Origin of the sequence: Mycobacterium sp. NPDC006124 (genome assembly GCF_040614235.1) — a bacterium.
GTDB lineage: Bacteria > Actinomycetota > Actinomycetes > Mycobacteriales > Mycobacteriaceae > Mycobacterium.
The window spans coordinates 86,142-96,272 of the sequence record NZ_JBEXUA010000017.1; the positions used below are offsets into that span (position 1 = coordinate 86,142).

Below are 10,131 nucleotides of genomic sequence, written 5' to 3' on the forward strand. Positions count from 1 at the left end.
GTCCCCTGCCGGAAACCACGGGCCCGTTCCCGTGATGACGGCTCAATGGAGTTCCTCGGTCAGGACGACGGCAAGATTCGTCAGCAGTCGGTCGGCGTCACTGATCGAGAACGGCAGCGGTGGACGGACCTTGAGGACGCTTCCTCTGGGGCCGGACGCGGAGATCAACACGCGCCGACGGCGCATGTGGTTGACCACCCGTAGCGTCGCGTCGCCGTCGGGGGTGCTGGTCTCGCGGTCGGTCACGATGTCCACGCCGATGAACAGCCCCGCACCGCGGACCTCGGCGATCTGTTCGTAACCAGCTGCGAGAGTCGATATCTCGGACTTGATGTAGGTGCCCACCGATTCGGCGTTGCCGATGAGGTCTTCGTCGCCGATGACGTCCAGCACCGCCTGGGCGGCGGCGATGGATACCGAGTTGCCGCCAAAGGTGTTGAAGTAACGAATGTTTCGACCGAAATCCTCGAGCAGTTCCGGACGGAAGGCGGCTGCGGCCACGGGTATTCCGTTTCCCATGGGTTTGCCGGTGGTCATGATGTCGGGCACCAATCCGTGGCGCTGGAAACCCCACCAGTGCCGACCGGTGCGGCCGAACCCTGGTTGGACCTCGTCGGCGATGAACAGACCACCGGCGGAATGAATCTCGTCAATGACCGGTTGCAGGAACCCCGCCGGGTCGGCATAGATCCCGTCGGAGGAGAAGATCATGTCGGCGATGAAGGCAGCCACCCCGAAACCGTGGCGCTGCAGGTCGGCGACCGCTTCGCGGGTCTCGCGGCGCATGGCGTCGATCACGTCGCCGTCTCCACCGTGCCGAAGTCGGTCTGGAGCGCTGATCGTGCGCACGTGCGGGCCGAGCGGAACACCGACGCCCAAGGACGGCGAGAACGCCGAAACGTCCGATGTGAGGCCGTGGTAGGCGCCGGACGTGACGATGATCCCCTCGCTGCCGGTGTAGTACCGGGCGACCCGCATGGCCAAGTCGTTGGCTTCCGAGCCGGTGCAGGTGAACATGACGTGCCCGATCTCGGCGGGCATCGTGTTCAACAACTGCTCGCTGTAGTCGAGAATCGACTGCTGGATGTACCGGGTGTTGGTGTTCAGCGTCGAGAGCTGTCGGTGGACGGCATCCACGACGTAGGGATGACAGTGGCCGACGCTCGCGACGTTGTTGTACACGTCGAGGTAGTCGTTGCCGCCGGCGTCGTAGAGGAGCGTTCCCGAGCCGCGGACGATCTCTACGGGGGTCTCGTAGAAGAGTCGGTACCCGGGGCCGAGGAGCCGCGCGCGATCGCCAACCTGTTTGCGTGTGGTGGGGGGCAGTCGATCGATGTGTGACGGGTCGAACCCGTTGACCATCGGCTCGGACGCCTTGGATGCGGAGATCGTGCTCACGGCCGGTGCCCTTCGTCGAGAGGTACGGAGTCTGCGGTAGCTGCCAGCATGGCGTCGACGGTGGACGACGCGACCGAGAGTGCGCAGCGCAGTCTGATCCAGTCCGGTGCCGAATGCGACAGCCCATACTCGCGGGTGTGGGCGTGCGTCGCCGCTCGCCATCCATAGATCAACGCCCGCAACAGGAGACGGGCGGGACCGGTGACGGCCAGCAGTGACACATCCTCGGCTGGCAGCGGTCGCACCTGCTGATATCCGCGGACGATGTCGAGCGCACTGGCCCACGGACGCCGTTCGTCGGCGCCGATCTGATTGGCCACTGCGACGCTGAGCTCGAACACCCTGGGGCTCCGCACGACATCGCCGAAGTCGATGATTCCCGTCACGAATTCCTTGGACGTCGAGTCGACGACGACGTTGAAGGGGCTGAAATCGCCGTGGATCATCTGGCTGTCCAGGTCTGCGATCCGGGGCACGACGAGTGCGTCGAACTGGTCGAAGACCCACGTCGCCATCTCCACGTCGTCGCGGTCGGTCACCCATTCCAGCAGTGGTCTAAGGTGGGAGAAGTTCTTCAGATCCCAGATGAGCAGCCGCGTGTCGTCGGCATGGGTGAAGTCCCGCAATGACACGTCCAGCCGGGCCAATGTCGAACCCACGCTGACGAGTTGGGCGGGCGTCGGTGCCACCGTCGCCAAGAGACTCCCGTCGAGGAAGCTCAGCACACGAAGGATGCGGTCGTTTCCCTCAGGGTCGACGACGGTCGACTCGACTTGGCCGTGCAGCCCGCGGATCAAGCGTTGGGCAGGAAGTGGGTCGGCAGAGTTCGCCAGGTGCAGCATCACCGCTGACTGCAGGTTCACGATCCGTGCGCTCTCCGACGCGGGAGCGATCTTCACCAGGAACCGACCTCGGGTGCCGTCGAGGCGGAACGTGTCGTCCTTCTCGGTAGCGATGCGGGTGAGCCAACCCGTCAGGCCGTAGAGACGACGCAGTTCGACGGCCACCCGTTCTGCCGGAAAGGCGACGCCACCGGACTCCAGGGCGCTCGCCCGCGCGATGCGCGCGAGGACGCCGGATGTGTTGCTCACGACGCGGACGTCCCCGTCGGCGGGAAGCCCGAACGGTGCGGTCGTGTCAACTGACCGGTGTCGTCGACGTTCGGCATTTGGGGTCTGCTTCCTTTGCGATCGGATCCGTCTGCCGGAGAGGCTGTCTCGCAGCACGCCACCGGCCATTCGATGAACGAGCCCAACTGTAGAACAGTAGAGCAGCAGCGTCCAGCAGCCCTTCCGCGCCGAGTCCTTCATGCCGGGTGTTGAACAGTTGTACGCTAACGCCATGTCGGTAGCCGATCGCATCCACATCGTCGGGCGTAGCAGCGCGCAGCAAATCGCCGACGGATTGATGGACATGATCCTCGAGGGCGAACTCAAACCGGGCGAGCGCATCAGGGAGCTCGTCATCGCCGAGCAGCTGGGAATCTCCCGAAACACCGTTCGGGAAGCGGTGAGACTGCTTCAGGGGACGGGTTTGGTCAGGTACGTCTTCAACCGCGGTCTGGCGGTGTGGGATCCCTCCGACGAGGAGGTCCTCGACATCTATCGTGCCCGGCTTCACCTGGAGACCGCTGCCGCGGCGTCGGTGGGCTACGACACCGACTTGGCGCCATTGCACGCGGCGTTCGACGCCTTGAAAGTGGCGATGCGGACGGAGGATCCACGCACGATCGTGGAGAAGGACCTCGACATTCACCGAGCCATCGTCGGTTTGATGAACAGTCCGCGGCTGAACAAGTTCTACGACGAGTTGCTTGGTGACCTTCGGTACTTCCTGCTCATCCTGTCGCTCGACCACCACGAATACGAGAGTGGCTCGACGCTGGAGGAGGAGCACCAGCGGATAGTGTCGGCCTTCGCCTCGCGCGATCCCGAACTGGCGCGCACGACGATCGCCGAGATCATCACCGAGAATCGCGACGAGGTGCGCAAGATCCTGGCTGTCCGCACCGCCGGTTAGGCATTCGACGGTCCGACCCGGTCGACCCCGCGAGCAGACGTTTCGTACGCCGAGCGCCGGCGCGCGCATCGACTCGGCGCACGGGCCCTCGATGCAGCCCGCGGGGTCGTCTTCCCGACGGTTTCCCGCCGTCGTCTTGCGCACACGAATCCCCTGTGCTTAAGTCCAACATGTCAACTGTTCAACACTTGGACATGATCGCCTTTCCCAGGGTCGTCTGATCCGGTTCGGAGAAGAATCACATGGCAGACCGTCATCTCATGTTCGTCGCAGGCGAGCACGTTGCCGCCGGGACCGGCGCGACCGAAGCGGTCTTCAATCCGGCCACGAACGAACAGATCGCCACCGTCGCACTGGGCGACGCCACCGACGTGGATCGCGCCGTCACCGCGGCGGAGAGGGCATTCGACGAGTGGGCGGCGACGCCCCCCGGCAAGCGAGCCGAACTGCTCCTGAAGCTCGCCGATCGACTCGAGGCCCACGCCGAGGAGTTCGCGCAGCTGGAGTCCCAGAACGTCGGCAAGCCCATCGCGGTCGCACGCGACGAGGTTCCCTTCGGCGTGGACAACATGCGATTTTTCGCCGGAGCGGCCCGCGTGCTGGAGGGGCGCGCCGCCGGCGAATACTCCCCCACCCACACCAGCATCATCCGACGAGATCCTCTCGGCGTGGTCGGCAGCGTTGCGCCGTGGAACTTCCCGCTCGTCATGGCGATCTGGAAGATCTGCCCGGCCTTGATGACCGGCAACACCCTCGTACTCAAGCCCAGCGAGCTGACCCCCCTGAGCACGCTCCGGCTGGCCGAACTCGCGGCTGACCTCTTTCCGCCCGGAGTGTTCAACGTCGTCACCGGGCACGGCGACACCGTCGGTGCGGCCCTGACGTCCCATCCCCGGGTCCGGATGAGTTCGCTGACCGGTGACACCACCACCGGCAAGATCGTCGCCCGCGCCGGTGCCGACAACCTCAAGCGTCTGCACCTCGAACTCGGTGGCAAGGCTCCAGTGTTGGTGTTCGACGATTGTGACGCGGAGCTCGCGATCACCAAGATCTGCGAAGGCGGCTACGGCAACTCTGGACAGGACTGCATGGCCGCCTCCCGCGTCTACATCGCCGACGGAATCTACGACGACTTCGTCACCGAACTCACCCGCGCCGTCTCCAAGGTGGCGATGGGCGATCCCCAACTCGAGTCCACCGAGATGGGCCCGGTCATCTCCGCCCGCCAGCGAGACCGCATCGCCGGCTTCGTCGACCGAGCGGTCTCGACCGGACCTGCCGAGCTCGCCGTCGGCGGCTCGGCCAGTGGGCCGGGCTTCTGGTACAAGCCGTCGTTGGTCGTCGACGCCGTCCAAGACTCCGAGATCGTGCAACGGGAAGTCTTCGGCCCGGTGGTCACCGCCACCCGGTTCAGCGACGAAGATCAAGCCTTCGCGTGGGCCAACGACGTCGAATAAGGTTTGGCTGCATCCGTTTTCACCAAGGACGTAGGGCGCGCGATGCGTGCGGCGCGCAAGCTCCAGTTCGGCACGGTGTGGATAAACGATCACCTGCCGATCGTGGCGGAGATGCCGCACGGCGGCTTCAAGCAGTCCGGTCACGGCAACGACATGTCGATCTATGCCGTCGAGGAATACACCGAGATCAAGCACATCATGATCAATCTCGAGTCCTAGTCCCTACGCCCACCCGTCCAGCCACAGGGAGCCTTCGCGATGACGTCGACCAACCGCGCGGTGATAGCGGTCAACCTGTTCTCCATGCTGCCCGGCGTCGACCCGGCCGACTTCGAGCGCTTCTCCGCCGAGGTCGACCGGCCGACGTGCCTAGCCCACCACGACGTCGTCCGGCGCTTCGACGCGTTTCGGGTCGACCACGCACCCGACGGAGCCCCGGCGGACATCCTCGAAGTCATGGAGGTGACCGACTGGGCGGCGTGGGAGTGGTTGCGCGACAACCACCCGACGATGAAGCCCGTCACCGACGGATTCGACGATCTCGTCGATCCGGCCACTGTCCGTACCTACTTCACCCACCTCATCCCGGGAGCCTTCGAATGACCAACCCCAGCAGTACCTACGACGCGATCGTCATCGGAGCCGGGCACAACGGCCTCATCACTGCCGGATACCTTGCGCGCGCCGGAAAGAGCGTGCTCGTCGTCGAGGCCCGCGACGTGGTCGGCGGCGCCTGCACCAGCGAGGAACTGATCCCCGGCGCGACGTGGTCGTCTTGTGCGTTCATCGCCAGCCTGTTGCGCCCCGAGATCATCGCCGACCTCGAACTCGAACGGTATGGATTGGAGATGTACCAGACCGAGGCCAACGAGGTCAGCATCTTCCCCGACGGCAGCCATCTGTTCGTCTGGAAGGACATGGACAAGACACTCCGGGAGATCGAGAAGTTCTCCAAGAGCGACGCCGGTGCATTTCTGGAATTCGGCCTGCGCGTAAAGAAGTTCGCCTCCATCCTGACGCCGTTCTTGTTGTCCCCCGCCCCGAGTCGGTCGCAAGTGCTGGCCGCGTTCGAGGCCGCCGGAGCCGAAGACCTGTTCAACGAGATGGTGCTGCTGTCCACGAAGGACCTGCTAGACCGGTACTTCGAAAACGAGCACATCAAGGGTCTCTTCACGTTCTTCGGGATGATCTCGGTCTGGGGTGGGCCCTCGACGCCCGGCACCGGCTACGTCTACGGGCACCACTCGGTCGGTGAGTTCAAGGGCACACTCGGACAGTGGGGGTTCGTCAAGGGCGGCATGGGCGGCATCACCAAGGCGATGGCCCGCAGCGCAGAGGCCCATGGGGCTGAGATCCGACTGAACTCTCCGGTCAAGCAGGTCGTCGTCGGCCGCGGCAGGGCGTCCGGTGTCACATTGGCCAACGGCGAAACCATCTCGGCACGCACGGTCATCTCCAACGCGGACCCGCAGCGCTCGATGCTGCAGTTGTTGCCCGCCGGCACCGTCGACGCCAAACTCACGGCGAAACTGCGAGACTACGACGCCCGCGGCTCGATGGCGCGCATCCACCTGCTGATCGACGAATTGCCCGACTACGTCGGCTTTCCGGCCGGCACGTTTGGTCCGCAGCACCAGGCCCAGGCGATCATGGGCGCCTCCATCGAGAACTTCGAGCGCGCATGGGAGGCGGAGCGACGCGGCGAATTTCCCGACGACTTCGTCATCGAGGCCGTCATTCAGTCGACGCATGACGACACCTTGGCGCCCGAGGGCAAGCACACGATGACTCTTGGCGTGCAACAACTTCCGTTCGAGTTGGCAGGCACCAACTGGGACGCCGTCCGCGACGAGTGGGCCGATCGCGTCCTCGAGGTGTTGTTCCGTTACGCGCCCAACCTACGAGGCCACATCCTCGAGCGGGTCATCATCACTCCGAAGGATCTCGAGCGAGACTACGGCTTGACCGGCGGCAACATCTTCCACGGTGCGATGTTCTTCGACCAGCTCTTCAACAACCGCCCCACTCCAGAATTGGCGGACTACCGCACCACCGTCGACGGCTACTACCTCTGCGGCTCCGGCACACACCCCGGCGGCGGTGTGATGGGGGCCAACGGCCACAACGCCGCTCAGGTCGTCATCGCCGACCTCAACGGCACGGCCGCACCCACTGCTCAGCGCGTCGGCCCCGCACCCAAGGTCGGCGTCGTGGACCGGGCAATGGAGACGGTGATGAGTACCAAGACCGGCAAGAAGGTCGGCTACACCGTGGCGACCAGTCCCGCACTGCGCAGGGTCGTCAAGTTCGCGGCCCGAAGCAAGACCACCCGTTGACCCCCGATCCCGACCGCAAAGGACCCGCCATGCTCCATCAGGAAGAACCGCAGCCGCTGGCCACTGCCAAGGACACCCCGGATGGCTCATCGGGATTGGCGCGCAATCAGATCGGCGTGCTCGGCATCGTGTTCTTCGTCGTCGCCGCCGCGGCGCCCTTGACCGTGGTGGTCGCGATCTTCCCCGTGATCATCGGTGCCGGCAACGGAATAGGCATCGCCGGCGCATTCGTCGTGGTCGCCTTGGTGCTCACCGTCTTCTCCGTCGGGTACGTCGCCATGAGCAAGCACATCACCAACGCCGGCGCCTTCTATGCCTTCATCACCCGGGGCCTCGGCCGACCACTCGGACTCGGATCCGCCTCACTGGCGATCTTCGCCTACAACGCCATTCAGCTGGGCGTCATCGGCGGATTTGGCTACTACGCAGCAGAATTCGCCTCCAAGCACACCGGCGTCGACGTCCCGTGGTGGGTGTTCTCCTTCCTCGCCATGGGGGCATCGCTGTTCCTCGGAGTCCGGCAAATCCACGCCGGCGCCCGGGTATTGGCCGTGCTGCTCACCTTGGAGACGGCGATCATCCTCGTCCTCAACTTCGGAATCCTGTTCAATTCGCCGACTCCGGTCAGCGACTACTCGTTCGAACCGTTCGCACCGTCTGCGGTCTTCGCCGGCGCCATCGGGGTGGCACTCATGTTCGCCCATGCTTCCTTCATCGGATTCGAAGGCACGGCCATCTACGGTGAGGAGGCCAAGGACCCCAAACGCACGGTGCCACGCGCCACCTACGCGTCGGTGATCTTCATGGGCGTCTTCTACGCCGTCACTGCCTTCCTCATCGTGAACGCCGTCGGCGTCGGCGACATTGCCGCACTCACACAATCCGAAGGGGGCAACCTCGTGTTCGCGGTGAGCGACAGAGTGCTCGGTCCCATCGGAACCGAAGCGTTCCAATTGTTCGTCATCAGCAGCCTCTTCGCCGCGATCCTGACCTTCCACAACAACGTGGCCCGCTACCTGTACTCGCTGGGCCGCCAGGGCCTCATCTGGTCTCGCCTCGGCACCACCCACCCGACCCGCCAGTCACCCGCCACTGCGTGCTACGTCCAGATCGCGATGGTGGCCGCGGTGGTCGCGATCTTCGCGGTTCTCGGCCTCGACCCCTACACCACACTCTTCACCTGGTGGACCGGTGTGGGTGCCGCCGGGATCATCTTGCTGCAGACCATCGCCAGCATCGCGATCTTCGTCTTCTTCCGCCGCTCCAAGGTCGACAAACGACCGTGGAACACCTTCATCGCGCCGCTGCTCGGTGTCGCCGGACTGCTGCCGTTCCTCTGGTACGCCGTCACGGGCATGGACGTGCTCCTCGGCGGCGGCGGCTGGCTGCAGTTCACCTTCACGGTCATGCTGTTCGCCTCACTCGCCATCGGCGTCGTCGGAGCGTACGTCATCAAGGCCCGTTCTCCACGACGCTACGAAGAGCTCAACTCGACACTGGGCGATCGTCTCTGAGATCTCGGACGACCATGACCCCGGCGGGTGCCGTTCACACCCGCCGGGGTTCGGGTGCGCCGAGGGCTAGCGAGCGAGCTCGACGCGATCGCCGCCCTGGCGCTTTGCGTCGTACATCGCATGGTCGGCTGCTTCGATGAGGCGGTCGACGAGGTCACGGGGTTCCCCGGCGAGGATCTCGCGATCGTCGGCGGTCGCCACACCGATGCTCGCGGTGATGTCACCGGCTCCGGAGCGGATGGCTTCGCAGACGGGCGCGGCAATCATCTGGGCGTCCCGTTCCGTGGAGACGACGGCGACGAGGAATTCCTCACCGCCGCAACGGCACAGCACCGCGCCAGGAGGCATTCGCGCGCGGAGCAGTTCCGCCACTCTCAACAGTGCACGGTCACCGGCGGCGTGACCGAGGGTGTCGTTGACTCGCTTGAAGTCGTCGAGGTCGATCATCACCACGACGAGGCGACACCCTGCGGCACCGTGCATCTCGGTGATCAGGCGGCGTCTGATGGCGTCGCGAAAACCGCGCCGGTTGAGCAACCCGGTCAGTGGATCCTCATCGGAGCGAATCGCGAAATGGGTCATCGCGTTGGTCAAGCACCGCACACCGAGCGGGATCACGGAGTTCGGAAACCACATCATCCAGAACGCCGCCAACGCCGCAGCCACACCGACCTCGGGCGCGAGCCGGATCGCGGCCACCACCGCCGCGGCGATCGCCAGAACGGCATTGACGGCGACGAACCGCAGGTTGTGGAAGAACGCGATGTATCCACCGGTGACGGTCAGACATGCACACGCCAGCGCGGCGACACCGGGACTGGATTGGGTCAGACTCCACAGCGTCGCGCACACGGATCCGAGCAGCACCGCCACGAGCGACACCCGGCGCGTCGGCCAACGTGTCCACCAGAACCACGTCATCGCGACGCACACCGTTGCACCGGCGGCGCCGACGGGGAACGAACCCGCGTTCCACTGCGCTGACGGAATCATCGCGGCGACGGGGATCAGCGAGGCTGACGCCACCACGAACACCATGATCATCCGTGTCGGGTGGAGCAATCCTCGGTGGCGTAGAAAGGCGGTCACCCGATCGAACTGATCGGGCTCCGACCACAATTCAGCCAACACGACAGATCGCCTCCCGCCCTGACCATCCGCGCAGCGAACCGCCTCACTTCGTGTGAGGTGTGCTCGTAGCCATCGGGTCGGCGTTGGCTGCAGCGCCTCGTCCTCGATGCTACGGGGAGCGTGCGACCTGCGCCCCGTGGGCTCGCGGGGATGAGCGGGTGGTGACACACCACATCATCGACTAGTGTTCTGAGTCGTTAATTCGTTGGCAGTAGTTGCCGATGCTGGCGAGGATTTGATCGGCGGTCTTGGTCCACACGTAGGGACGTGGGTTCT

The 10,131-nt window shown here is 64.9% G+C and carries 7 protein-coding genes and 1 pseudogene; 5 read left to right on the forward strand and 3 right to left on the reverse strand.

Annotated features, from left to right (window positions below; genetic code table 11):
- Positions 1–42: 42 nt before the first annotated feature.
- Entirely contained in the window at positions 43–1,398 is a 1,356-nt protein-coding gene (locus tag ABZ195_RS25400) for an aspartate aminotransferase family protein (RefSeq protein ID WP_355222656.1), read from the reverse strand.
- On the reverse strand, positions 1,395–2,489 hold the full coding sequence (locus ABZ195_RS25405) for a phosphotransferase (protein ID WP_355222657.1): 1,095 nt from the start codon (positions 2,487–2,489) through the stop codon (positions 1,395–1,397). The genes ABZ195_RS25400 and ABZ195_RS25405 overlap by 4 nt, the downstream gene beginning before the upstream one ends.
- 250 nt (positions 2,490–2,739) lie before the next feature.
- Here ABZ195_RS25405 and ABZ195_RS25410 point away from each other — a divergent pair, with 250 nt between their 5' ends.
- The 5 genes and pseudogenes from ABZ195_RS25410 to ABZ195_RS25430 all read left to right on the forward strand — a co-directional run bounded on the left by ABZ195_RS25410 (position 2,740) and on the right by ABZ195_RS25430 (position 8,724).
- The gene (locus ABZ195_RS25410) at positions 2,740–3,417 is read left to right on the forward strand and encodes a GntR family transcriptional regulator (RefSeq protein WP_355222658.1); all 678 of its coding nucleotides are present in this window, start codon (positions 2,740–2,742) and stop codon (positions 3,415–3,417) included.
- A gap of 260 nt (positions 3,418–3,677) precedes the next feature.
- Positions 3,678–5,093 (forward strand): annotated as a pseudogene (locus tag ABZ195_RS25415) (gamma-aminobutyraldehyde dehydrogenase).
- A gap of 39 nt (positions 5,094–5,132) precedes the next feature.
- Positions 5,133–5,477, forward strand: a complete 345-nt coding sequence (locus tag ABZ195_RS25420; RefSeq protein WP_355222659.1) for a hypothetical protein — start codon at positions 5,133–5,135, stop codon at positions 5,475–5,477.
- Positions 5,474–7,210, forward strand: a complete 1,737-nt coding sequence (locus tag ABZ195_RS25425; RefSeq protein ID WP_355222660.1) for an NAD(P)/FAD-dependent oxidoreductase — start codon at positions 5,474–5,476, stop codon at positions 7,208–7,210. Before ABZ195_RS25420 ends, ABZ195_RS25425 begins: the two co-directional genes overlap by 4 nt.
- Before the next feature lie 29 nt (positions 7,211–7,239).
- On the forward strand, positions 7,240–8,724 hold the full coding sequence (locus tag ABZ195_RS25430) for an APC family permease (protein WP_355222661.1): 1,485 nt from the start codon (positions 7,240–7,242) through the stop codon (positions 8,722–8,724).
- Positions 8,725–8,790: 66 nt separating this feature from the next.
- Here ABZ195_RS25430 and ABZ195_RS25435 read toward each other — a convergent pair whose 3' ends face one another.
- On the reverse strand, positions 8,791–9,768 hold the full coding sequence (locus tag ABZ195_RS25435) for a GGDEF domain-containing protein (protein WP_355222662.1): 978 nt from the start codon (positions 9,766–9,768) through the stop codon (positions 8,791–8,793).
- Positions 9,769–10,131: the final 363 nt, after the last annotated feature.